Source organism: Massilimicrobiota sp. mt181 (genome assembly GCF_055420065.1).
In genome coordinates, this window is the sequence record NZ_JBVAYN010000009.1 from 1 (window position 1) to 23,575 (window position 23,575).

The following is a 23,575-nucleotide window of genomic DNA, read 5'->3' on the forward strand; positions in this document are numbered from 1 at the left end:
GATTCTGTAAATAATCTATAATCTCCATTTTTGTAACTCCAAAGGTTTCCATCTGCAAAACAAATTGTTGAATGGTTTCTTGTATTTTTTCCTGTCGACATCTTTCAATAAAATCAGTATCTTCACTGACAAATCTGCCTACAGCTCTTTGAGTGGTAATAAAACCTTGATGTTCCAGTTCCAGAAAAGCTCTTTGAATTGTATTGGGATTAACACCTAACGTTGAAGCCATTTCTCTCACCGAAGATATTTTATCACCTGGTTTGAGCTGCCCACTTAAAATCTGCAATTTCACCTGATCGACAACCTGCAAGTAAATAGGAATATCATTTTGAAACTGATTCACGCTTTTATCACCTCACTGTATTAATACACTAATACAGTAACACAGTATAATCATCCTGTCAATCCTATTTCATCAAAAAATGTCTATCAAAACAATATGATTATGATAATGATGCATTGAATCAAAATGTCTATATTTAATAGTTAGAGTGTTTTTTTCGTCAATATACATAAGAAATAGCCTCACATTTCAATATTTACGCCAGATGAAAAGTGACAAAATATATACTCATGATGACTTTTTGAGCAATAAATGCTAAGATATAAATATCTTTTTAATATAATCAATCAAATGGAGGAATATTCATGAAAGATGGATTTATAAGAGTTGGTTGTGCAAATTTTGAAGTCTCATTAGGTCAAGTTCAACAAAATGCACAAAGAATCATATCTTATGTTAGAGAAGCTAATGAAAAACATATCAAAATTCTTGTTTTTCCAGAGCTTTGTTTAACTGGATATACAATTGAAGATTTATTTTATCAAAAACGTGTTTTAAACGAAGTTAACAAACAAATCAGTTTTATATGTGAACAAACAAAAGGTTTAGATATATTGTTTGTTTTTGGTTGCCCAATGGTTTTGAAAAACAAACTTTACAACTGTGCAGTGACAGTCTGTCAAGGAGATATATTAGGTGTTGTTCCTAAAACATATATTCCTACATATCATGAGTTTTATGAAGGACGTCATTTTGCTAGCGCTTTAGACAATGATGAAATGATTCAAATCAATGGTCAAGCTTATTCATTTTCTTCACGTTTATTATTTGAATGTCAAAGTCATCCTGAATTAAAAATTGGTATTGAAATTTGTGAAGATTTATGGGCACCTTTACCACCAAGTACTTTACATTGTTTAAATGGTGCAACATTAATTTTAAATCCTTCTGCCAGCAATGATTTGACATCAAAATCAGATTATCGTCGTCTATTGGTGACTTCTCATAGTGCCAGACTCATTTGTGGCTATGCTTATTGTAATGCTGGATTAGGTGAGTCTTCGACTGATGTTGTTTTCAGTAATCATCATTTAATTGCTGAAAATGGAAGTCTTTTGGCTCAGTCTCAACAATATAGCGAAGGTATCATCTTTGCTGATATGGATATGGAAAAAATAGTAAGTGAACGTGTGGAAATGACAACTTATGAGAATCGTCAGGATGATTATCAGATTATCCCTTTTACATTAGAAGATGAAGACATTGAACTGACACGTACATATGACCCACATCCTTTTGTACCAAGCAATAAGGATCAGCGTGCAATGCGCTGTCAGGAAGTTTTTGATATTCAAATTCATGGTTTGATTCAAAGATTAAAAGCTGCACATATCAAAAAAGTGGTCATTGGAATTTCAGGTGGTTTAGACTCTACACTTGCATTATTGGTTGCAAATATGGCTTATCAGAAATTAGGATATCCATCTCAAGATATTATTGCTGTGACAATGCCATGTTTTGGAACAACATCTCGTACTAAAAACAATGCTTTAAAAATGATGGAAGAATTAAATGTGACATCCTTAACAGTGGATATTGGGGATGCTGTCAAACAACATTTTCAAGATATCCAGCATGATGAAAACATTCATGATGTCACTTATGAAAACTGTCAGGCGAGAGAAAGAACGCAAGTCTTGATGGACATTGCGAATCAAGAAGGTGGTATTGTCATTGGTACAGGTGATTTATCTGAAGTTGCTTTAGGATGGTCTACTTATAATGGTGATCATATGAGCATGTATGCGGTCAATGTATCAGTTCCTAAAACATTAGTTAGATATCTAGTAGATTATGTATCTTCATTGTATGAAGGACAGCCTTTACATGATACATTACAAGATATCTTGAATACCCCTGTTTCTCCTGAATTACTTCCTGCCAAGGATAATGAAATCACTCAAAAAACAGAGGATATTGTAGGTCCATATGAACTCCATGATTTCTTCTTATATCATCATGCCAGATTCCATTATGAACCAAGAAAACTTTATCGTATTGCCTGCCATACTTTTGAAGGTCAATATGATCATGCGACCATTAAGAAATGGCTGACAACTTTCTATCGTCGCTTCTTTACACAACAATTTAAACGTTCATGTATTCCAGATGGTCCAAAAGTTGGTAGTGTTGCCCTATCACCTCGAGGAGACTTGAGAATGCCAAGTGATGCCAATGTTGCATTATGGCTACAAGAATGTGAACAATTATAAGCAAAGTGATGGAAACATCACTTTTTATCATGCAAAAAGGAAGATTTCATTTTTTTCTGAAATCTTCCTCACTTCTTATAAACGACGTTTCCAATATTCTCCCACAGGGATTTCAGGATGTTCTTGATCCCATGGAACTTCATGCCTTTCAAAATAACCAATCACCTGATTATCCACTCTAACAGGCACAAAAAACTCTCTTTCGCCTGTTTTTTGATTATAAAGTTCAAACATTTCTTCTTCACCCTGATCTGCTCTGATTAAAAACTCTTCAATCTTGTAACGTGAATTTTCATTATGACAATGAAATAAACTTTGCCCAATTTGTACTCTTTGTCCATATCTTTGTTTAGCAGTTTTATTCATATATTGCACAATATGATTTCTATCCACAAAAACAATTTCATAAGCATATGCATCTAAAATACCTAATAAAACATCCTTTGTCAGTTCCATCATTTAAATCTCCTTATTTTTCTGATTTTCTCTTTTTAAACATAATAGACTCAAAAAGCAAAAACATCCTCCTAAAATCATGACCCATCGAATATTCATATCACCAGCCACTCCAAAACTCATATTCATCACAATCCCTACCATATTCATAATCATTGAATAAATTGATAACATAGTGACTCTTAAAGCACTCTCAACACGTTGATTCATAAGCGACTGTGATAAAGGAGAATAAAAAGCTTCTACTAAAGTTAAAATCATAATCCCTGCAATAGAAACATAAGGATGATGACTCAATGCCAATATGATACAGGTGATCATGGAAACAAATACCAATAAAAACATCAGTGTCTTTTCACGAATATATTGGACTATTTTTCCTAAACTCGCCCCTAAAAGAGGTATGGCTGTCATAAAAATAGAAATGAGTCCAAAATAGACAACTGGAATATGACTGGCTTTCCATTGTAGCTGACTATAAAACACACTGATTGTATGTGTTGTTTCTAATAATAATGCTGAAGCAATCAAAAAAAGAATATGTCTTTTTTGTTGATACATTAATGAAAATGCATCTTTGATTCCCAGATGAGAACTTCCTTCCATAGGAATATCTTCCAAAAAGAAAGACAATAGAAAAGCTATAAGATAAGGAAAGATTGTACATAAAGCAGCTAATTCCATATCATGAATCCATAATGAAAAAGCCATTGATGATATCATCATTCCTGCTACCCCACAAGCATGGAGATAACCAAAAACACGTGGATTTTCTATCTTGCCAGTTGACAGATACAAAAACGCACTATTACAGCCAGAAAGTCCTGATACTGTTATAGCTAATAATAATCTTTCTAATAAAAACAACGAAAATCCATAAGCCTGATAAAAAACAATCTTTGATAAAAGATAGATTCCATAACAGCTCATCATCGTTTTCTTATATCCTAAACGATCACATAAATATCCCATAGGGATTTCCAATATAAAAACAAGTATTGAAAACAAGCTTTCAATTAATCCCATTTCAACTAATGTCAATCCATGATTTTGACGATATAAAGTTGCAACAGAACTATAAAAAACCATTCCTTGTAGCCATTCAATCGCAAACAAGAGATAGATATTTCTTTTTTTCATAAATCAAATAATCCTTTCTCAGTATGATAAAAACATCTACATGAAAATGTAGAAAAATCTAAAATAGAAATTGTTTTTATCAAATTTGAAAAAGCACCATCTCTATCCCTCCATATTTTCCATTATACAATAATCGTCAATGGAAAAACAAGATATCAAAAGTTATTTACTTTTTCATTCTCCATCTTTTCATGTATAATAGAATGCGAGGTGACCGTCATGAAAATAATCAACGGATTAAATAAGCATTATCAACGCCAACAAATCATTCAAAATTGTGTTCAGGAAGCTCAAGCTCATCCTTTTGAACAATATATCTATATCTGCAATCAGCCAGATTTGATAGAACAATATTTTTTCCAATATACTCATTATCTTGTCAATATTCAGATTATGACTTGGAGTCAATATCTTAAACAGCTTCAAATCAAATATCATCTTACGAGACATCATTTACTTTCTACTTTGGAATGGGTTTATCATTTAAGACAGATTTTTGAAGAAGAAACCATTCATTGTTTTCAAAGTGATAATATTTTTCCATTCATTCAGGAACTGATTCCCTTAATGAAGGATTATGAACTGAATCAGATCCATGGTCAGACTGATGATTCTTTAAAGCTTCAAGATTTCTATCATATTTATCAATCACTTCAAAATCATCTTGATGCCTATACTCATATCACATTTGAAAGTATGTTTAAAGATGTAGCCTTAAAAGAAACAGATCATCTGATTATAGAAGCTGATCATCTCTATCAAAAACAACGTCAAGATCTGATCCATCGTTTATCTCAAACATGTGATATCACATGTTTATACACATACCAAAAAGATGAACGTCTTTTCAACCTGCCTTATCATCAGTTGTGTCAAGATGGACAATCTGTTGACCAGCCAACACAGATGACACAGTATCTTTTTAGCCAGAACCCTACTCCTTGCCAACAAACTTCTTCTGTTTATACTTTTGTAGCTCCTACCCCTCTTCAGGAAGTGCAACAGGTCGTTTATACAATCTATCAGAAAATTGCTGATGAAAATCTGCATTATCGTGACTTTACTATTATTTATCCAAATCAAAGTTATCAGGATGATTTAAGAGAAGTATTAGATACATTGCATATGCCTCATAATCTTCCTCATGTTCAACTTCGTCAATATGAATACAGTTATCAATTGATTTTAAATGCTATTGTAAAATGTTCAGGTCAAACATATCATGATATTGCATTAGAATTATCAAGTCCTGACTTAGATACACAATATTTAGAATATCTCAACCAGGTTGCTCAGCTTGATGGTCATATATCTCCTTTAGAATTTATGAAATTCTTCAAAATGACATTTCCTCAAACTCTACAGACTCTTGAAAAAAATGAAGATCAGATTCATGTTTATATGATGGGTCAAGGTCAACGTCACATTCCAACTCACTTATTTATTTTAGGAATGAACGAAACAATCCTTCCTCAAAGCATTAAAGACACGGCTTTACTTCTTGATGAAGACATTGAAAATCTCAGAAATCATCATATTTCTACACCTATGACAACAACAGAACTTTTAGGTGTTCATGAAAATGATATTTTAAGAACTTTGACAATGCCTTATCAAACTTTTACTTTTTCCTATGCCATGAATACACTTGATGGAGAAACGCTTTTACCTTCTTCTCTATATAAGCAACTGACACATATGTTCACTTGTCAAAAACTTCCAACACCACTTTTTATGCCACAGGATGTTTATTACTCTCGTGGAGGAAAAAATCCTGATAAAGCAATTCTCAATCAAAATATCGAGACATTTCTATCAACTCATAACCAACCTGTACAACTCTCTCAAGAAACAACGAAACAGCTTTATAGTCCTTATCTTTCTGTCAGTCAAATTGAAACCTACAACAAATGTCCATTTTTATACTTTATTCAATATGGTTTAGGGATTTATCCTCTCCCTGAACAAAAACTTTTACCTAATGAACTGGGTTCACTTGTTCACTATGTTTTATCCATTAATATTGATCAATCACAAGATACTGCTGAACTTGTTCATCAATACATCCAAAACAATGATACTCTTCTTCAAAAAATATCCCAGCAGCCTGTTAATCAATTCTTTATTGAACAACTGATTAAAGATCTTCATATCACTTTAAAGGTTTTAAAACATTTTTTAAAGACAAGTGATTTTCAGATTCAATACAAAGAGAAAAAAGTGCAAGATTATGTTCATCAGATTTTATTTAAAGGTTTTGTTGATAGAATTGATGAATATGACAATTACATTTCTATTATTGATTATAAATCAAGTTCTAAAAATATTGATTTAAATCTGGCTATGCAGGGATTTCAGATTCAAATGTTATTATATTTACAAATGGTCACAAAAGCATATCATAAAGATCCTGGTGCTGTTTTATATTTTAATACGAAAAAACGTATCTTAAGTGTTGATCAAAGTATGCAACAAGACATAGATGAAGAGGAATTTATCAAACAATATCGTTGTGGTGGTTATGTTATTGATGATGGGACACATCAAAGTATCATTCATTTAGATCCCACTTTTGATAAACGTTCTTCTTTCATTCCTGTCAGCTATGTGAAAAGCCGCAATGAATATAAAGGACAAGTTCTTTCTCGTCAACAACTAGATATCTTATTTGAAAAGATTGAAGAACATATTTACCAGCTCTATCAGGAAATGATGGAAGGACATATTGATATTGCCCCTAAAGGTAGTGATCAGAAAACAACACATACACAGGTCAATCCTTGTTTCTATTGTCCATATCAGAATATTTGTGGATTTGATGTTTTCTATAATGATTATAAACTGGTGGAATTTTTAGATGTAGAGAAAATTTTAGGAGGTGAAGACAATGCCATTTAATGCTGGTCAACTTAAAGCCATTCAACAACGCGATGCTTCTATTTTAGTCAGTGCTCCTGCTGGTAGTGGCAAAACAAAAATCTTAGTTAGCCGCATTGTTGAGCTGCTGAAAGAAGGCTATCAGATTTCTGATTTTCTTGTTGTGACATTTACCCAAGCCGCTGGTCATGAAATGAAACAAAGATTAACTGAAGAATTAAACACCCTTGTTTCTTCGCCTATTGATGAAACATTGAAAGCTCATCTCCAAGAACAGATTCTGCATCTTCCTCATGCCTATATTACCAATTTCCATGGTTTCTGTAACTTATTACTCATGAAATATGGATATCTGGTAGGCGTTATGCCAGGTTTTGAAATCAACAGTGATCCTTCTCAGATTAAAAATGAAGTGCTTGATGAGTGTCTGGAAAAATGGATTCAGGATTCTCATATATGTGATTTTTTAACACTTTATTTTCCAGGTTACTCTTTAGACAGCTTTAAATCTCTTTTGCTTTCTATTGATGACATGTCTCATTCTATTGATCACTTCTATGATTTTATCGATCAAATCAAGTCACAATATTATGAGACTCTCTCTCCTTCATTGGAGGATTGGCCGTTATTTTCTTATCTAAAGAATATCTTTTATAATGAAGTTGTCATGGCTATGAATAAACTTGTTGAACTAGAAGTCTATTGTGAAGAACATGATCTGGTAGATTTCTATGAAAGACCAGATGAACAGACAGAAAGAAATCAAGCATTGAGAGTGCCTTTTGAAGCTTATTATGATTATCTAGACGAACGTCTACAAGCTTTATCACACCCAATCACCTATGATACACTGGTTTCTTTATTAAAAACCCCTGTTGAGAAAGCTTATAACATGTCTTGGAAGGATATTGATCCTCAAATCAAGAAAACATTCACGAAAATGAAGACTGATGTTTTATCATCTTATCAAAAAGCTGTCAGTGCCTATTTAGAAGATGATAGTGTTGACTTTGTCAACAAACTAAAAGTCAGCTTTGAAGCGATTGATATCTTGCTTTCAAAAGGACAATTACTTGACCAATTCCAACAGGCTTATCAACAAAGAAAAAAAGAATTGAATCAATTGGACTTTGCGGATTTAGAAAGTTATACCCATCAATTGCTTTTGCCACGATATGGTATTGTTGATATCTTGTATCATCGCTTAAAAGAAATTATGATTGATGAATATCAGGATACAAATCAGATTCAGGAATCTTTGATTTCTATGATTTCTACCTATCAAGATCCTCCTATTCCATTATTTATGGTTGGAGATATGAAACAGTCTATTTATCGTTTCAGACAGGCTGATCCTCAAATCTTTCTTGATAAATATAATCACTTTTCTTTAACTGATGAAGAATCACTCCAATCACAAACAAGAAGAATTGATTTGGTCTTTAATTATCGTTCTTCAAAAATTGTCTTAGATTCTATTAACTTTATTTTTAATCAGATTATGGACAGTCAAATCGGTGGTTTAGAATACTACTTAGACGATAGTGCACGTTTAAATTATGATTATGATGGAAAAGAAAAAGGACATCAAAAAGAAGCTCGTGAAAGATTTTTTAAAGAAGATCATCTGACAACAGAAGTCATGATTGATTTCTATAATCCTGCTTCTTCTTTGGATAAAGAACAGTATGAAGCCCATATGGTGGCACAAAAGATTCTTAAACTCAAGGAAACAATGACATTAGAAGGAAAACCTGTTTCTTATAAAGATATGGTTGTTCTAATGCGTTCAACGACTTCTTTTCTGACTTTTAAAAAAGTCTTTGATCAGTATCATATTCCTAATCACATTGTCCTGTCACAAGGATTTATGAACACAAACGAAATCAAAAACATACTCTCATTTTTAAAAGCCATTGATAATCCTTATGATGATGTATCCTTATTAAGTGTTATCAATCAGCCTTATACATGTTCCTATATATCCTTAGAAACAATTGCTAAAATCCGTATTGACCATAAAGATCTTCCTCTTTATGAAAATTTAAAACTTTCCAATGATCAGAATATTCTCTCATTTCTCCAGATTTTTGAGGAGTTAAGAACATTTGCCAAACAAAACTCACCTTATGATTTATTAAAAAAGATCTATGAAGTCACAGATTATCCTTTATTTGTCTGTCAATTGGTGAATGGTGAACAAAGAAAAGCCAACTTATTACTTTTACTAGAACTCACAAAACAGTTCCAGCAACAGCATCCTTATCTCCATGATTTTATTGAAGCTTTTTCAGAGTCTTCTGATCAGGCTCCAGCTATTGTCGCTTCACAGGATGATGATTTTGTTGAATTTATGACAATCCATAAATCTAAAGGTTTGGAATTCCCAATTGTCTTTGTATGTAATATGCATAAACAATTTAATACACAGGACAGCAAAGAACGCTTTATGATTGATAAACAGTTAGGTATTGCATTAAAGCCTAGACGTTATGTCGAAACAGAAAACTTTGGAAATATTACTGTTGAATATGAAAACTGTTATCGTAATATGATAGCCCGTCATCAGCTAGATGAATCGATTAATGAAGAAATGCGTATTCTTTATGTTGCTTTGACACGTGCATCTCAAAAACTGATTTTAACAGGAATATTAAAAAACATTGATGAAATCAAAGATATTATGAACAAATTAATCATCAATGAACATCCTGATATCTATCATAAGAAAAATGCTGAACATGTCTTGTTGTACGATCGTTTGCGTAAAACCAATAATTACTTATCATGGGTACTGGCAGCTATTTTACGCCATCCTCATGTTCTTGAACAGTGTCTAACGATTGATGAACTCAAGCCTTTAGCTAAAAAACTTCAAAAATATCACTTTGAAAAGCATCTAACATTTGATTCTACAGAACATGCTATGTTTTCATTAGTTTTAACAAATGATGCAGAAATTGAAGAGAAAATCTTCCAGCAAAAGCCATCAGCATACAATCTCGATAATCAACTTCAGGAACATTATCAAAACTATCAGTATCCTTATGATATTTCAAAACCTGTTACCCTAGCTGTCACAAAACTGCCACATATTGAAGATGAACATAGTATTCTCTTTACAGAAAGTGATGAAACAGCTACAATCAGTGCAACAGACAAAGGAACATTGGTTCACCTTTTATTAAGTTATTTAACTTTTGAACATGATGATGTGGAAACTTTAATCAAACAGCTTTACAATGAAGCCTTAATTGATGAAGAAGGACAGAATATTTTAATGAATTATCAAGATAAAATCCAAGGCTTTATTGATAGTGAATACTATCAGATGATTAAAAATGCCAGTCATATTTATAAAGAAAAGAGTTTCTCTTATTATGATGAAACTCTCCAACAGACTATTCATGGTATATTCGACTTGGTTTTTGTTTATCAGGACCAGATTTATGTTTTAGATTATAAAACAGATCGTGTTTCTCGTAAAAATACAGATGAAGCGCTGATTCAAAAACATCAGACACAATTAAGTTATTATCAAAAAGTGCTTAAAGATATGTATCATCAAGATATTAAAGCCATTATTTACTATTTAAATATTGCCTATGGCGTGGAATTTTAAAAGAAGATCATGATGATCTTCTTTTAAAAATATCTTCTTCTTCTGTTTTTAAATGAAAATTTATAAGTCATTGTATATGGAGGATGATTTTGACAAATCATATAAAGTCCAATACATTCTAAAGGTATCATTAATGCAAGTGTTGTTGTTAAATTGGGTAAAATTGTTAAATGTTGATTGAAATATCCTAATAAGAAAGCAACAAGACAAATCACAATTGTGACAATCTTTCCTGATTTCATCAGAACAGTTCCTTCAGCTTTTCTTAAATGATAAAATTCAATACCAATCAACAATCCCACAACCAAAGCCATAACACTATTATCAACATAAACTGATTGCATAATGATGACACAAACTACCATTATATAAGGAATGATCATTCCTATGATTTTATTCATATGCAGCACCTCATCTTTTCTCTCATTATAATTGACATATCTTGTCGTTTCAAGTCAAAGATGAGAAAACGAATGTATTAGATGTTATTTTTTGTTTGATTGAAATCAATTTGAAATTGTACTCCACGCCTTGTATTACATACATCGTAAGAAAAATGATGTAAATCCAATATTGAGCGACAGATAGCTAAACCAAGACCTGTTCCCTCACGATCACCGGATACATAAGTTTCCCAAATAATCGCTTTCTGTTCATCACTAATGGGTTCTCCTTCATTTTCAAAAGTGAGAATTCCTTGATGATATTCAATATAGATACTTCCATTTTCTGGTGTATGCTTCATAGCATTACTGATGAAATTTTTGAATACGATTTGTAATTCTTGAGCATCGGCCTGAATATGAGGAAATTCATCTCCCATGATGACATGAATATGTTTTTTTTCTAAGAGTGGCGCAAACATTTCAATCGTTGTTGTCAGTAAATCTTCAATATCTACATCCTGAATCTGAAGTTTGACATGTCCAGATTCTAATCTTGATAAATCCAGCATAGCATGAATCAATTGATTGATACGATTGACTTCTTGATGAATAGCACTCAGATATTGTTGTTTTTTCTCTTCATCCTGACTCACATCTAAAAGCTCAATATAACCATTAATGATACTCAGTGGTGTTTTGATTTCATGTGTGAAATTCGCAATAAATTCTTTTCTCATACCTTCTAATTTTTTGACATATTCTATTTCCTGATTCAATTGTTGAATGGTATTTTTCAACTGTTGACTCATATGGTTGATATTATGTGATAATACACCTAGCTCATCTTTTGATTTTTCATCTAAATGAATATCAAAATCATTATTTGCTATAGCTAAAGTACTTTGACTGATTTTCTTGATACGTCTTGTCAGAAGATGTGCAAGTAATAATGAAAGACATATGCATAAAACAAGTGACATCATATAAATAATCATTTTGGCATAAATAACTCGATGTGTAATTTTCTGTGCAGCATACAAATCATAATTATAAAATACCAAATAGCCATCAATATCATCAAAATCATATTCACTATTTTCGTCCATTTGTGCTCCATGATGCATTAATGGTAGACAAAGAACATCATAAAAAGTGCCTTCTCCATCTTCAAATTGCATGACTTGTTCGTATTGACTATTTTGTTGATCAGGTAAGATTGTGGAAATTTCATTGAGAACACTTTCTGTCTTTTGGAAATAATCAATATGAGAGATTTCGATATCTTCTTCAAAGTATGATGAAGATGACAAATAACAATGTGGGCTTTCATAATTCATAAAAGTAAAGGATTTGATTTCATCTTCTGTTTGTCTTTGATCAAAGACAACATGTCCATCTATCGCAAGATAAGAGAGATCTGGAATATTTGTAGAAATATGATTATCGCCTATTTGAGTTATAGATGGTGCAGCTGCTTCGATTTTTAAATCATTTGAAGGCAAATGATTCTTTATTTCTTTTTCAATTTGACTACGAATATTTGTATCAATTGTATCAAGACTGATTGATAGCATAGTTGAAATACCATCTCTAATGTCCTGTACTCGTAATATTGGTCTTTTCTGATCCAGTTGATTATAGACAATTTGTAAATCAGGATTCAAAACAAAAACTGAGTAAGTCAAATATCCATCTTCTGTTTTCAAGGTATTATTGATGTCCTGATAAAAAGAGTCCTGAAGCTGATAGCCTTTTTGATGATACCTTTCTTGAAGCTGATGTGCCAAATAATAATGATATTCATTTTCCAATTGTTTAAAGACTGTATTTTTTTCTCTATGATAATCCATAAATATATTAAAACAGTTTATCAAACAGAAACTTATAAAAATCAAAGCAAAGATTTTTTTACCTATTGTTATCTTTGGTTTTTTCATCATCATCCACCACCTTAAATATATATCCTGTTTTAATCACTGTCTGAATATAACCTGCATATTTTCCTAACTTCTTACGCACCTTTTTCACATATGTGTCAACAGCTCTTCCATCACCATAATAATCATAGCCCCATATTTTATCCAAAATGACTTGTCGACTTAACAATTGATTGACATGTAAACACATATATTCTAATAATTCATATTCTTTATGTGCCAATGTTATTTTTTCACCTTCAATAATTAAAATACGATTGATACGATCAAGTTGAACATGTCCAAAAACAAGGAGATGTTCTTCTTGTTTTTGATCTCTCTTAATCATAGCAACAACTTTTGCATAGAGAATAGAAGGTTGAAATGGCTTCATGACATAATCATCTGCCCCTAATTCAAAAGCCATTAATTGATTCTCTTCCTCTGACAAAGCACTGATAAAAATAATAGGTTTTTTTGTTTTTAATCTTAATTGTTTGCACACTTCATAGCCATCAATACCTGGCATCATAATATCTAATAAAATCAAATCAACTGTATCATCCATCATTGACAAAGCTTCATAACCTTGCGATGCTTCAATAACTTCAATTCCTTTTAAAGAAAAATAATCTTTGATAATCTGACGAATATGAAATTCATCTTCAACAACTAAAACCTTATACATGAGATCCCTCCTCATCGCTATCATAATAGTGTTTTGTGTAATTGAGGTGGAATGTATGGTATTTTTTGACAATCTATGATAAAATCATAGCGTTTTTATGAGTATAGGAGAGAGAAAAAATGAATAAAGAAGAAATTGTTACGTCGGTAAGCGAAGAGAACATTTACAAACTTAATGGACGTGTGCCATTAAAAAAAGCAATCCCTTTTGGATTACAGCATGTATTAGCAATGTTTGTTGCCAATCTTGCCCCTGTCATTATTGTTTGTGGTGCAGCCGTGGTCAGAGGAACAGGTGAAAACTTGACTTCTGCTGAAATCACTTCTATTTTACAGTGTGCGATGTTTGCGGCTGGAATTGGAACATGTATGCAACTTTATCCCGTATGGAAAATCGGTTCTAAATTGCCTATTGTCATGGGTGTCAGCTTTACATTCTTAGGAAGCCTGCTGGTTATCTCTACAAATCCAGAACTAGGCTATGAAGGAATGATTGGGGCTGTTATCCTTGGTGGAATCTTTGAAGGATTAGTCGGTTTAAGCGCTAAATACTGGAAAAGATTTTTAACTCCTGTTGTCTCTGCCTGTGTTGTCATTGCGATTGGATTATCTTTATTATCAGTAGGTATGGACTCTTGGGGTGGAGGTTCTGGCGTAGAAGACTTTGGTGCCTGGTATCATCTTCTTGTTGGGACATTTACATTGATTGTCTGTTTAATATCACATTACCGTTTAAAAGGTATCTATAAAAATTTAAATATTCTTGTTGGTTTAATTTTTGGATATATATTATCTGTTATTTTGACACTCACTGGAATTGCGCCAATGGTGGACTTTTCTAATATTGCTGAAACAATTCACCAGATTGGTTATTTCAGTATTCCAAAATTAGTGTTCTTTACTGAACATATACCTGTCTTTGATATAGGAGCTTTCTTTACGATTGCGATTGTCTTTTTAGTTTCAGCTGCCGAAACAACCGGTGCTACAACTGCTGTTTGTAAAGGAGCTTTAGATCGTGATATTAAAATCGAAGAACTTCAAGGATCATTAGCTGTAGATGGATTTTCAAGTGCTATTTCTGGATGCTTTGGTTGCCTTCCTTTAACATCTTTCAGCCAGAATGTTGGTTTAGTGACAATGACACAAGTTATTAATCGTTTCACGATTTTTATGGGAGCTTTAATCCTTATATTAGCATCATTATTTCCACCACTTGGTGCTTTCTTTCAATCATTACCTCAATCTGTTTTAGGTGGTTGTACAGTTATGATGTTTGGTTCTATTATGTATGAAGGAATTAAGATGTTAAAAGATAACAACTTTGATGAACGTACAATGATTATTGTTTCACTCGCTTTCTGTATTGGTGTTGGAGTTACTCAAACTTCAGGCAATTTCTTTGCATGTTTCCCATCAGTTGTTGGAGAAATCTTTAATGGCAATGCTGTTGCTGGGGTATTTGTTGTTTCCTTATTATTAAGTCTAGTTCTACCAGAAAAGAAAAAGAAGGAAAGCCAGAATATGTAAAACATATTCTCAGCTTTCCTTTTTTATACAACAAAAACAACAAGTATCGTATAAACAATCAAAGTCACAATCATAAACATAGATAAAAATGCACTTGCAAAGGTTGCATCATCCTCATCTTTGTATAATGGACTAATAACTGGAATTAAGCCAAATCCCGTTGGACTCATGAAGTAAATGATAGGTGCTATCATAAAAACTTTATCTGACATCTGCACTGGGAAAAGGATGAAAAATCCAACAATGACCAATGCATAAAAAACAATTTTTATAGACATTAATTTCAGTAATGGTCTTAAAATAGATTTATCAATATTCAAATCATAACCTAAAATAAATAAAATCATCGATACGATTGGTGCGGTAGCCTGAGAAATCGTATTGGTATACATTTCACCAAATGAGGATTGAAGAATCATTTGATATAAACCAGAAAGATTTAAAAACAAACCAAAGATTACGGCTAATACAAAAGAATTAGTGAAAATATTTTGCATCAATTCTTTTGTTGATGTTCCAGATGCTGTCTTTTTAGCAATCACAATTGGATAAACAATAAAGCAAAGAACAGTTCCTGCAATATCAAAAATCACTGTATTACTGGAAGTTCCAACAATTGAAAGATATAAAGGCAATGCTACATTTCCACCTTCGATTGTTGTTAACAAATAGGGTGAAAAATCAGCATACTTTTTTCCTGTCCATGATGTTACATACTTTCCTATAAACCATGCAAGTATAAACATGATAAAAACATAAACAATCATTTTGATATGTGAGACTTCAATTTGAGCACTACACATCAAATTGAAAATCAAAATAGGAAATAAAATTTGAAAAACAATGACATTAGCTCCATTTTTCTGTTCTAATGTTACCCATCCCCTTTTTCGAGATATAAAACCTAATGCAAGCATAAAAAATACTGGAAAAAGTGTTGTTAATGCGGCCATAAATTTCCTCCTTGTCAAGGACATATTACTATACAAACCCCGCAATAGCAAATACTTATATTTTATAAACATATATAGCTTATAAGCATAAATACATCTTTATTTTTTCATTATTATGCCTATAAAGAATAAATATATCCCATCATAAAACAAAATCTCTGAATATAAATCTCCTTTATCATATAAAAAAGACGTTCAAAAAACGCCTTATAAATGTAAACCTTTCTGATAAGCTTCTTGTAATTTTTGTGTAGGAATATATCGTGGCTCACTTTCACAACCACCTGCAAGAACATGTCCTAAATCTTTCCATCCTAAAGCTTTTGTATAAAAAGAATAAAAAGATAAAGCCTGTTCAAAAGTCCAGAAATGATTATCTCCAGCACTCATTAATAGTACTGTTTCTTTATATGGATATTGATCATCTTGAGAAATAGCATACAAACGATCAATAAAGCATTTTAATCTTCCCGAAATTGACCAAAAATATAAAGGTGATGCCAAGACGATTGTATCTGCCCATTCAAACAAAGCATAATAATTCTGCATAGAATCCTGAATCACACATTGATGTGAATTCTTTTGACATGCTCCACATCCTTGGCAACCCTGTATATTTTCAGATAAAACAATTCTTTGGACATCATGTCCAGCCTCTTGTGCTCCTTTTTCAAAAGCTTGGGCTAACTGATTTGTATTTCCTTTTTGAACGCCACTTCCTACCACAATAAGTATTTTTCTCATTCTTTCTCACTCCTTAAAGCAAGTATACTTCCTCTTCCTCTTTATAACAAATACTTATATCCAATAATATTATATGCTTTTTGAGCATATAGTGATATAATAAGAAAAAAGGAGGATTTCTTGATATGGAACTAAGAGTTTTACAATATTTTTTAGCTATCGCTAGAGAAGAAACAATTTCCGGTGCTGCTCAACAATTGCATATCACTCAACCAACCCTATCTAGACAAATGAAAGAGCTGGAAGACGAACTGGGAAAGCAATTATTTATCAGAAGCAATAAAAAAATCACATTGACAGAAGAAGGGATTATTTTACGTCAGAGAGCTGAAGAAATCATCAATCTAGTTGATAAAACAGAGTTAGAAATTATGTCTGCTGATTCATCATTAAAAGGAGATATTTATATAGGTGCTGGTGAATCACACACATTAAAAATCATTACAAAATCAATAAAAAAGATACACGCAAAATATCCAGAGATTCAATTTCATATTCATAGTGGAAATGCTCCAGACGTTATCGAAAAATTAGATAATGGTTTGATTGATTTTGCTTTGTTAACATCCAATCCCAAAATTAATGATTACCATCATTTATTACTACCATTAACTCATCAATGGGGTGTCTTAATGTTGAAAGATGATCCTCTCGCTCAAAAAGAAGCTATTACTTTTCAAGATATTCAAGATAAACCTCTGATTGTTTCTAAAGAACTCCAACAAATTTCTGATTTGGTAGAATGGTTGCATAATGATATTGAGCATTTGAATATTATTTCTTCTTATACCTTACTTTATAATGCTTCTTTAATGGTTGAAGATGGGCTTGGATATGCTATTTGTTTTGATAAACTAATCAATACGACAGGAGACTCTTTACTATGTTTTAGACCACTTTCTCCTCATATTGAAGTTCCTTATTATTTTATTTGGAAAAAATATCAAGTCTTGACAAGAACTTCTCAATACTTTTTAGATGTTGTCAGCGAGACAATTCAAGAATTCATTGAATCATAAAATTCCCAATGGGAATTTTTTATGCTTTAAAGGCATAGTTATTTATCAAATATAAGTATTTGATATTTTAAACGTATGAAACTAGAATATAAGTAAGGAGGGAAGAAGATGTGGAATTAATATCATTGGAAGATATGAAAAAGTGCTTAGAGGATATTGGATGTCATCAAGATCAGATTCGTGATTTTATGCAATACATTGAAAATAAAGAAACTCAAAAAATGTATCAATTCTTAAGAAAACAAAGATGTTATCTTTTACAAAACTTACATCAAGAACAAAAAAGAATTGATTATATTGATTATCTGATTTATATATTAAAAAAAGAGGATCATCAAACATGAACAAAGCATTCAAAATCATTCTTGTCTCTTTTATGCTTTTATGTGGTTGTCAAAAACAGGAAAGCTATCAGTCAAGTTATAAACAAACCAATCAAACCCAAAAGGAGGATAATCTTATGGAACAGAGAACTTTAAAAATAAATAATCAATCGTTTAGCATTGATTTAGAAGACAATGAAACAGTTCAAAAATTTATAGAACTGCTTCCTCTCACAATGGATATGCAGGAATTAAATGGCAATGAAAAGTATTATTATATGGAAACAAGCTTGCCAACAAACAGTGAGAAGGTTGGCTATATAGATGCTGGAGATATTATGTTGTTTGGCGATAATTGTCTTGTTCTCTTTTATAAAAGTTTTTCAACACCTTATTCTTATACGCGTATTGGTCATATTGAAAATGTTGAGAACTTAGAAACATTTGTCGGTCATCAAAATGTAACAGTGACTATTGAGTAACACTATATAAATATAATGAAAATGAGGAGGTTTAATCACATATGAAAATCAATCACATTATTGAAAATCAAACTTTTGATGAAGAAAGAGCATTATATAACATTAAAAACACAGAAGTAAAAAACTGTGTCTTTGCAGGTCCTGCTGATGGTGAATCAGTATTAAAGGAAACCCGAAATATTAAAGTTGATCATTGTCAGTTTTCTTTACGTTATCCTTTATGGCATGCGCAAGGATATGAAATGACGCATTGTTCTTTAGATGAATTAACAAGAGCACCTATTTGGTATTCACATCATGGTCTTATTGATTCATGTTCTATTCATGGCATTAAAATCTTAAGAGAATGTTCTGATACTATCGTTTCCAACTGTCAAATTGATTCACCAGAATTTGGATGGTTCTGTAATGACACCACAGTCAAAGATTCTCAAATCAATTCTGAATACATGATGCTCCACAGCAACAATGTCAAAATTGAAAATCTGAAATTCACAGGTAAGTATTCTTTCCAGTATATGCATCATCTTGATATCAGCAACTCTTATCTTGATACAAAAGATGCTTTCTGGCATAGCGAAAATGTCATTGTCAGAGATTCTGTTGTCAAGGGTGAATATTTAGGATGGTTTTCAAAAAACTTAACATTCATTAACTGTCAAATCATTGGAACACAGCCACTTTGTTATTGTGAAAATTTAAAACTGATTGACTGTGAAATGATTGATTGTGATTTGGCATTTGAATACTCTGATGTAGAAGCATCTATCAAAGGACATGTTGATTCTATTAAAAATGTTAAATCAGGAACTGTGACTGTTGATAGCGTTGGAGAAATTATTAATGAAGATGCTGTCATGGAAATAGATGGACAAGTTGTCATCAGACAGGTACCATCTGAACATCAGGAAAGATGTTCTTGCTGTTGTTAAAAAGTGTGGATTTCTCCACACTTTTTATTTCCATAAAATATCAAAATATAATTGATTTTGTTTTTCCCAAGTGGCTTCATTATGTTGGCCACCTTCCTCAATATGAATATAGCTCTGTCCTCCGCGACGAACAATTTCATCATTAAAGATTTGAATGTTCTTCAAAAAATATTGTGGATTTGAAGTCTCTTTTGAGCCAAAACTCCAATAAACACGAGTATCTTGATTGAAATCTTGGTTCTTCATTTCTTGCAATAACTGATTAGTGCATAAAGAAATTGCAGGTGAAAGACAAGCAGCTTTAGAAAAGTACTGATTATAGTGAATGACTGTATAAAAGGCCATTAAGCCACCCATGGAGCTTCCCCCAATACCAGTACATTCTCTAAAAGGAATTGTACGATATTTTTGATCAATCATTGGTTTTAAATCATTGATAACCCAATCCATATATATACGCCCTTTGCCTTGAATAGGACCAAAGAAACCATTTTCAACATCATAAGGACAATATTCATTCAATCTTTCATGCCCTTCATGATTACATTCCATACCTACAATGATAAATGGTTTATCATAATGATTTAAAAAATCAGATAATCCCCATGATTTTCCATATGTTGCATCCTGATCATTAAAAAGATTATGCCCATCATACATATACATCACAGGATATCTTTCTTGTGTTTGATAGTAATCATCTGGCAAATAAACATGCATTGTTCGCCAAAGATGAAATGGTTCTATATAAACATCAAATTTTTCTATCATGATTAACATCTCCTTCCATCATCTAAACTTATTTTAAATCGATATAGTTCCTATGTCCAACGCTTTATATCTATACTTAAAAAGCATAGTTATTCATTGAATATAGGTATTTGATATATACTTGTTATTCTCATATAATAAATGTAGTTAAAGGAGGAATAAAAAATGCTAGGAAATTTTGAATATTGTAATCCAACAAAGCTTTATTTTGGAGATGAATCATTAAAATATTTAAATACAGAATTACCAAAATACGGTTCACGTATTTTACTCATCTATGGTGGTGGTTCTATTAAGAAAAATGGAATTTATGATGAAGTCATCACTATTTTAAAAGACAATAACAAAGAAGTTTTTGAAGTTTCAGGAGTTATGCCTAATCCAACTATCGATAAACTTTATGAAGGTGTACAGATTGCTAGAGACAATCAAATTGATTTTATTTTAGCTGTTGGTGGAGGTTCAGTCTGCGATTATGCCAAAGCTGTTTCCGTCTCTATCCATTGTGATGAAGATCCGTGGGATAAATATTATTTAAGAATGGAAGAACAAACATGTGAAATCGTTCCTGTAGGTTGTGTTTTAACAATGGTTGGTACAGGTTCAGAAATGAATGGTGGTGCCGTTATTACAAATCCAAAACAGAAACTGAAAATTGGTCATGTCTTTGGTGAAAATGTTATGCCTAAATTTTCTATTTTGAATCCAAAATATACATTGACTTTACCACACTATCAGATGGTTGCTGGTTTCTATGACATTATGAACCATATTTGTGAACAATATTTCTCTGGTGATGATGATAATACGAGTGATTATATCAGTGAAGGATTAATGAAATCATTAATTCATTCTAGTCGTATTGCGATTCAAGATTCTCAAAACTATGAAGCAAGAAGCAATATTATGTGGATTGCCACTTGGGCATTAAATACATTAGTTGCGAAAGGAAAATCTACTGACTGGATGGTGCATATGTTAGGTCAAGCTGTTGGGGCTTATACAGATGCTACTCATGGTATGACGTTAGCTGCCGTTTCATTACCATATTATCGTTACATTCTGCCTTATGGATTAGATAAATTTGTCAGATTTGCCACAAATGTATGGGATATCAATCCAGAAGGAAAATCAAAAGAAGAGATTGCTAAAGCAGGACTTGATGCGATGGAAGAATGGATGAAAGAATTAGGTCTTGTGATGAATATTACTGATCTAGGTGTCACAGAAGATATGTTAGAAGGTCTTGCTAGATCAACAATTGTTCTTGAAGGTGGATATAAAGTTCTTAGTAACGATGAAATCATTCAAATCTTTAAAGAAAGTATGTAAAAACATGGGAATTCCACTTCCCATGTTCTTTTTCTATAAAATAAAGTTTTCTAAAAACACAGCAATACCATCTTCATTATTAGATGTTGTCACATATTGAGCAACCTCTTTAATTTGAGGATTCGCATTTCCCATGGCAACGCCAATATAATCTCTAATCATTTCATAATCATTGAGTTCATCACCAAATGTTAAAATGCAGTCTGTAGATAAATTGAAATCGTGACACATTTTTTCAATCCCTTTTGATTTAGAAAGTTCAGGATTTAAAAATTCAAATAATATCGGTGTTGATTGCACTCCTCGATAATGTGGATGCTTAATGTGATGATAATGTTGACTGATCTTTTGAATTTCTTCTTTATCAGCCATGAAAATCATCTTTTCTATTTGTTTATGATAATACGGTGTTAAGCCATCTACAACTAATGGTAATTGATTCTTTTTCGCAATCTCAATCGCAAAATGATCTTCTTTTAAAACATGGAAGGACTCCTGATCATAGATACCTGCATTAAAATCAAATTCCTGAAAAGCTTCTAGTATAACAGGAATATATTTTCCATCCAATAAATAACAAGATGACATTTTTTGTGTTCTCATATCTAAATAACATCCACCATTAAATCCCATAATCACATCCACATAAGGTTCAATTTCCCACTTTTTAATGAGATGTTTGACTGCAAATGGTGTTCTTCCTGTCGCAATTCCAAATAAAATCTGTTTGTCTTTAAGTTTTTTGATAGCTTCAATTGTTTTGGGTGTCACCATCCCCTGGTCATTCAATAATGTTCCATCTATATCCACAAGTACCAATTCAATAGCTTTCATACCATTTTCCTCCTTATTGATGTTTTTGCCATTGGCATTCTATCATTTCCATATGAGAGAATACAGCATCAAAAGATGAGTTTTCTGGTGAACATGCATAAATACCAAACTCAATTTCATCTGTCCCTTCCCACATATGACAAATACGCATCTGCTTAAAATGAACTCCATCAGTTGAACATTCAATACAGTAATCTGATTCTCTTCGACTCAAACGATACCACATAGAATGAATAGAAGCATCAATGTCTGTTGTGGCCCAATCTGAATAACCACGATTCGTTACAACACTCCCTAGTCTTTGAAACTCTTCATTTTCATATTCAATAGAAGCTTTTAACCAGTTATCACTATTTAAATACATGACAACGCCACATTGATCAAATCTTCTTTTACTGTTAAATTCAGTTTTCACAATAAATGAGAAATATTTTTCACTTGTTTTCATCTGTAATACAGGAGCATTATCATTTCTAAAACCATAATATGTTCTTTGCCATAAATCTGTTTCAGGTTCTGTTGTTATGATAATCTTTTCATCTTGAATATCATATTTTTGAGGTTCCCTAGTCCATTCTAATTTGTTAAAATCAAATTCCATTGTTTACCTTCTCCCTTCATTAACTTCATCTAATATATACACTAAATTTATTATATATAGAAAGAGATGACAATGCCACCTCTTTCTATTGATTATTATCTATACGTAATATGTTTCTTCTATTTACAAGAGCTTTTCTAGCTTCAGAAATATTTATTGTACACTCTCCATTTAGTCTTTCTTCTTCAGCTTCTAAGACACTTACACGTAAATCTAGTAACTGTTCTTTTCTTTCAGATACTTCTATATTTATAAAAACAGCATCTACTTTTTCATTAATAGCGTTATCCATCATTTGAACAACTTCTTTTATAGAATATCCTTGATTCCCTTTCATTCTATCTTTTTCAATTTCCAGAAGTTCTTTTTGAAGTTTCAACATCTTTTCTTGATAATTTTTCATGATTATCA

Annotated in this window: 21 protein-coding genes; 9 read left to right on the forward strand and 12 right to left on the reverse strand. The window is 31.9% G+C overall.

Annotated elements, in window-relative coordinates; translation table 11 throughout:
- Positions 1-346 (reverse strand): GntR family transcriptional regulator (locus tag ACZYT4_RS06570; RefSeq protein WP_463783771.1); only part of this gene is annotated, 346 nt, incomplete at its 3' end.
- 305 nt (positions 347-651) lie between these two features.
- Here ACZYT4_RS06570 and ACZYT4_RS06575 point away from each other — a divergent pair.
- Complete coding sequence (locus tag ACZYT4_RS06575; protein WP_463783773.1) at positions 652-2,559, forward strand: NAD(+) synthase; 1,908 nt, start codon at positions 652-654, stop codon at positions 2,557-2,559.
- A gap of 75 nt (positions 2,560-2,634) precedes the next feature.
- On the opposite strand, the gene ACZYT4_RS06580 is transcribed toward ACZYT4_RS06575, so the two are convergent.
- Positions 2,635-3,015, reverse strand: a complete 381-nt coding sequence (locus ACZYT4_RS06580) for a PAS domain-containing protein (RefSeq protein ID WP_463783775.1) — start codon at positions 3,013-3,015, stop codon at positions 2,635-2,637.
- A 3-nt stretch (positions 3,016-3,018) separates the two neighbouring features.
- Positions 3,019-4,155: an MFS transporter gene (locus ACZYT4_RS06585; RefSeq protein WP_463783778.1), complete on the reverse strand. Its 1,137-nt coding sequence runs from the start codon at positions 4,153-4,155 to the stop codon at positions 3,019-3,021.
- Between the two features lie 219 nt (positions 4,156-4,374).
- Here ACZYT4_RS06585 and ACZYT4_RS06590 point away from each other — a divergent pair, with 219 nt between their 5' ends.
- Together ACZYT4_RS06590 and ACZYT4_RS06595 are read left to right on the forward strand one after the other, a co-directional pair.
- A complete protein-coding gene (locus ACZYT4_RS06590) occupies positions 4,375-7,053 on the forward strand; it encodes a PD-(D/E)XK nuclease family protein (RefSeq protein ID WP_463783780.1) in 2,679 nt (892 codons plus the stop codon).
- Positions 7,043-10,654 carry a UvrD-helicase domain-containing protein gene (locus ACZYT4_RS06595; RefSeq protein ID WP_463783783.1) on the forward strand — a complete coding sequence of 1,204 codons (3,612 nt, stop codon included), beginning with the start codon at positions 7,043-7,045 and terminating at the stop codon, positions 10,652-10,654. Before ACZYT4_RS06590 ends, ACZYT4_RS06595 begins: the two co-directional genes overlap by 11 nt.
- A gap of 23 nt (positions 10,655-10,677) precedes the next feature.
- On the opposite strand, the gene ACZYT4_RS06600 is transcribed toward ACZYT4_RS06595, so the two are convergent.
- From ACZYT4_RS06600 to ACZYT4_RS06610, 3 genes are all read right to left on the reverse strand, one after another.
- Positions 10,678-11,055, reverse strand: a complete 378-nt coding sequence (locus ACZYT4_RS06600; RefSeq protein ID WP_463783787.1) for a hypothetical protein — start codon at positions 11,053-11,055, stop codon at positions 10,678-10,680.
- A 77-nt stretch (positions 11,056-11,132) separates the two neighbouring features.
- A complete protein-coding gene (locus ACZYT4_RS06605; RefSeq protein WP_463783789.1) occupies positions 11,133-12,980 on the reverse strand; it encodes a HAMP domain-containing sensor histidine kinase in 1,848 nt (615 codons plus the stop codon).
- Positions 12,949-13,644, reverse strand: coding sequence for a response regulator transcription factor (locus ACZYT4_RS06610; RefSeq protein WP_463783791.1), 696 nt, complete (start codon positions 13,642-13,644; stop codon positions 12,949-12,951). The genes ACZYT4_RS06605 and ACZYT4_RS06610 overlap by 32 nt, the downstream gene beginning before the upstream one ends.
- A gap of 119 nt (positions 13,645-13,763) precedes the next feature.
- Here ACZYT4_RS06610 and ACZYT4_RS06615 point away from each other — a divergent pair, with 119 nt between their 5' ends.
- On the forward strand, positions 13,764-15,173 hold the full coding sequence (locus ACZYT4_RS06615) for a uracil-xanthine permease family protein (RefSeq protein WP_463783793.1): 1,410 nt from the start codon (positions 13,764-13,766) through the stop codon (positions 15,171-15,173).
- Positions 15,174-15,196: 23 nt separating this feature from the next.
- Here ACZYT4_RS06615 and ACZYT4_RS06620 read toward each other — a convergent pair whose 3' ends face one another.
- Positions 15,197-16,126, reverse strand: coding sequence for an AEC family transporter (locus ACZYT4_RS06620; RefSeq protein ID WP_463783795.1), 930 nt, complete (start codon positions 16,124-16,126; stop codon positions 15,197-15,199).
- Between the two features lie 207 nt (positions 16,127-16,333).
- Positions 16,334-16,870, reverse strand: coding sequence for a flavodoxin family protein (locus ACZYT4_RS06625; protein WP_463783797.1), 537 nt, complete (start codon positions 16,868-16,870; stop codon positions 16,334-16,336).
- A gap of 125 nt (positions 16,871-16,995) precedes the next feature.
- Here ACZYT4_RS06625 and ACZYT4_RS06630 point away from each other — a divergent pair, with 125 nt between their 5' ends.
- The 4 genes from ACZYT4_RS06630 to ACZYT4_RS06645 all read left to right on the forward strand — a co-directional run bounded on the left by ACZYT4_RS06630 (position 16,996) and on the right by ACZYT4_RS06645 (position 19,626).
- Entirely contained in the window at positions 16,996-17,889 is an 894-nt protein-coding gene (locus ACZYT4_RS06630; RefSeq protein ID WP_463783799.1) for a LysR family transcriptional regulator, read from the forward strand.
- Positions 17,890-17,999: 110 nt separating this feature from the next.
- Positions 18,000-18,233: a hypothetical protein gene (locus ACZYT4_RS06635; protein WP_373154037.1), complete on the forward strand. Its 234-nt coding sequence runs from the start codon at positions 18,000-18,002 to the stop codon at positions 18,231-18,233.
- Complete coding sequence (locus ACZYT4_RS06640; RefSeq protein ID WP_463783804.1) at positions 18,230-18,694, forward strand: cyclophilin-like fold protein; 465 nt, start codon at positions 18,230-18,232, stop codon at positions 18,692-18,694. The genes ACZYT4_RS06635 and ACZYT4_RS06640 overlap by 4 nt, the downstream gene beginning before the upstream one ends.
- Positions 18,695-18,735: 41 nt before the next feature.
- Positions 18,736-19,626, forward strand: a complete 891-nt coding sequence (locus tag ACZYT4_RS06645) for a DUF3737 family protein (protein ID WP_463783806.1) — start codon at positions 18,736-18,738, stop codon at positions 19,624-19,626.
- A gap of 24 nt (positions 19,627-19,650) precedes the next feature.
- On the opposite strand, the gene ACZYT4_RS06650 is transcribed toward ACZYT4_RS06645, so the two are convergent.
- Complete coding sequence (locus tag ACZYT4_RS06650) at positions 19,651-20,397, reverse strand: alpha/beta hydrolase (protein ID WP_373154034.1); 747 nt, start codon at positions 20,395-20,397, stop codon at positions 19,651-19,653.
- Positions 20,398-20,562: 165 nt separating this feature from the next.
- Between ACZYT4_RS06650 and ACZYT4_RS06655 the strand changes: the two genes are divergently transcribed.
- On the forward strand, positions 20,563-21,729 hold the full coding sequence (locus ACZYT4_RS06655; protein ID WP_463783810.1) for an iron-containing alcohol dehydrogenase: 1,167 nt from the start codon (positions 20,563-20,565) through the stop codon (positions 21,727-21,729).
- Between the two features lie 33 nt (positions 21,730-21,762).
- Here the strand turns inward: ACZYT4_RS06655 and ACZYT4_RS06660 are convergent, their stop codons facing one another.
- The 3 genes from ACZYT4_RS06660 to ACZYT4_RS06670 form a co-directional block, all read right to left on the reverse strand.
- Positions 21,763-22,563, reverse strand: coding sequence for a Cof-type HAD-IIB family hydrolase (locus ACZYT4_RS06660; protein WP_463783811.1), 801 nt, complete (start codon positions 22,561-22,563; stop codon positions 21,763-21,765).
- 13 nt (positions 22,564-22,576) lie between these two features.
- A complete protein-coding gene (locus ACZYT4_RS06665; RefSeq protein ID WP_463783814.1) occupies positions 22,577-23,164 on the reverse strand; it encodes a DUF1349 domain-containing protein in 588 nt (195 codons plus the stop codon).
- Between the two features lie 85 nt (positions 23,165-23,249).
- Positions 23,250-23,567 carry a hypothetical protein gene (locus ACZYT4_RS06670; RefSeq protein WP_087305482.1) on the reverse strand — a complete coding sequence of 106 codons (318 nt, stop codon included), beginning with the start codon at positions 23,565-23,567 and terminating at the stop codon, positions 23,250-23,252.
- Positions 23,568-23,575: the final 8 nt, after the last annotated feature.

What these genes read in the sequence shown, in the direction of transcription:
- ACZYT4_RS06630 (WP_463783799.1), top strand. Translation starts at nt 16,996, where the DNA reads ATGGAACTAAGAGTTTTACAATATTTTTTAGCTATCGCTAGAGAAGAA.
- ACZYT4_RS06640 (WP_463783804.1), top strand. Translation starts at nt 18,230, where the DNA reads ATGAACAAAGCATTCAAAATCATTCTTGTCTCTTTTATGCTTTTATGT.
- ACZYT4_RS06660 (WP_463783811.1), bottom strand. Translation starts at nt 22,563, where the DNA reads ATGAAAGCTATTGAATTGGTACTTGTGGATATAGATGGAACATTATTG.
- ACZYT4_RS06620 (WP_463783795.1), bottom strand. Translation starts at nt 16,126, where the DNA reads ATGGCCGCATTAACAACACTTTTTCCAGTATTTTTTATGCTTGCATTA.
- ACZYT4_RS06650 (WP_373154034.1), bottom strand. Translation starts at nt 20,397, where the DNA reads ATGATAGAAAAATTTGATGTTTATATAGAACCATTTCATCTTTGGCGA.
- ACZYT4_RS06655 (WP_463783810.1), top strand. Translation starts at nt 20,563, where the DNA reads ATGCTAGGAAATTTTGAATATTGTAATCCAACAAAGCTTTATTTTGGA.
- ACZYT4_RS06600 (WP_463783787.1), bottom strand. Translation starts at nt 11,055, where the DNA reads ATGAATAAAATCATAGGAATGATCATTCCTTATATAATGGTAGTTTGT.
- ACZYT4_RS06615 (WP_463783793.1), top strand. Translation starts at nt 13,764, where the DNA reads ATGAATAAAGAAGAAATTGTTACGTCGGTAAGCGAAGAGAACATTTAC.
- ACZYT4_RS06585 (WP_463783778.1), bottom strand. Translation starts at nt 4,155, where the DNA reads ATGAAAAAAAGAAATATCTATCTCTTGTTTGCGATTGAATGGCTACAA.
- ACZYT4_RS06590 (WP_463783780.1), top strand. Translation starts at nt 4,375, where the DNA reads ATGAAAATAATCAACGGATTAAATAAGCATTATCAACGCCAACAAATC.
- ACZYT4_RS06610 (WP_463783791.1), bottom strand. Translation starts at nt 13,644, where the DNA reads ATGTATAAGGTTTTAGTTGTTGAAGATGAATTTCATATTCGTCAGATT.
- ACZYT4_RS06575 (WP_463783773.1), top strand. Translation starts at nt 652, where the DNA reads ATGAAAGATGGATTTATAAGAGTTGGTTGTGCAAATTTTGAAGTCTCA.
- ACZYT4_RS06645 (WP_463783806.1), top strand. Translation starts at nt 18,736, where the DNA reads ATGAAAATCAATCACATTATTGAAAATCAAACTTTTGATGAAGAAAGA.
- ACZYT4_RS06595 (WP_463783783.1), top strand. Translation starts at nt 7,043, where the DNA reads ATGCCATTTAATGCTGGTCAACTTAAAGCCATTCAACAACGCGATGCT.
- ACZYT4_RS06605 (WP_463783789.1), bottom strand. Translation starts at nt 12,980, where the DNA reads ATGATGAAAAAACCAAAGATAACAATAGGTAAAAAAATCTTTGCTTTG.
- ACZYT4_RS06670 (WP_087305482.1), bottom strand. Translation starts at nt 23,567, where the DNA reads ATGAAAAATTATCAAGAAAAGATGTTGAAACTTCAAAAAGAACTTCTG.
- ACZYT4_RS06625 (WP_463783797.1), bottom strand. Translation starts at nt 16,870, where the DNA reads ATGAGAAAAATACTTATTGTGGTAGGAAGTGGCGTTCAAAAAGGAAAT.
- ACZYT4_RS06665 (WP_463783814.1), bottom strand. Translation starts at nt 23,164, where the DNA reads ATGGAATTTGATTTTAACAAATTAGAATGGACTAGGGAACCTCAAAAA.
- ACZYT4_RS06580 (WP_463783775.1), bottom strand. Translation starts at nt 3,015, where the DNA reads ATGGAACTGACAAAGGATGTTTTATTAGGTATTTTAGATGCATATGCT.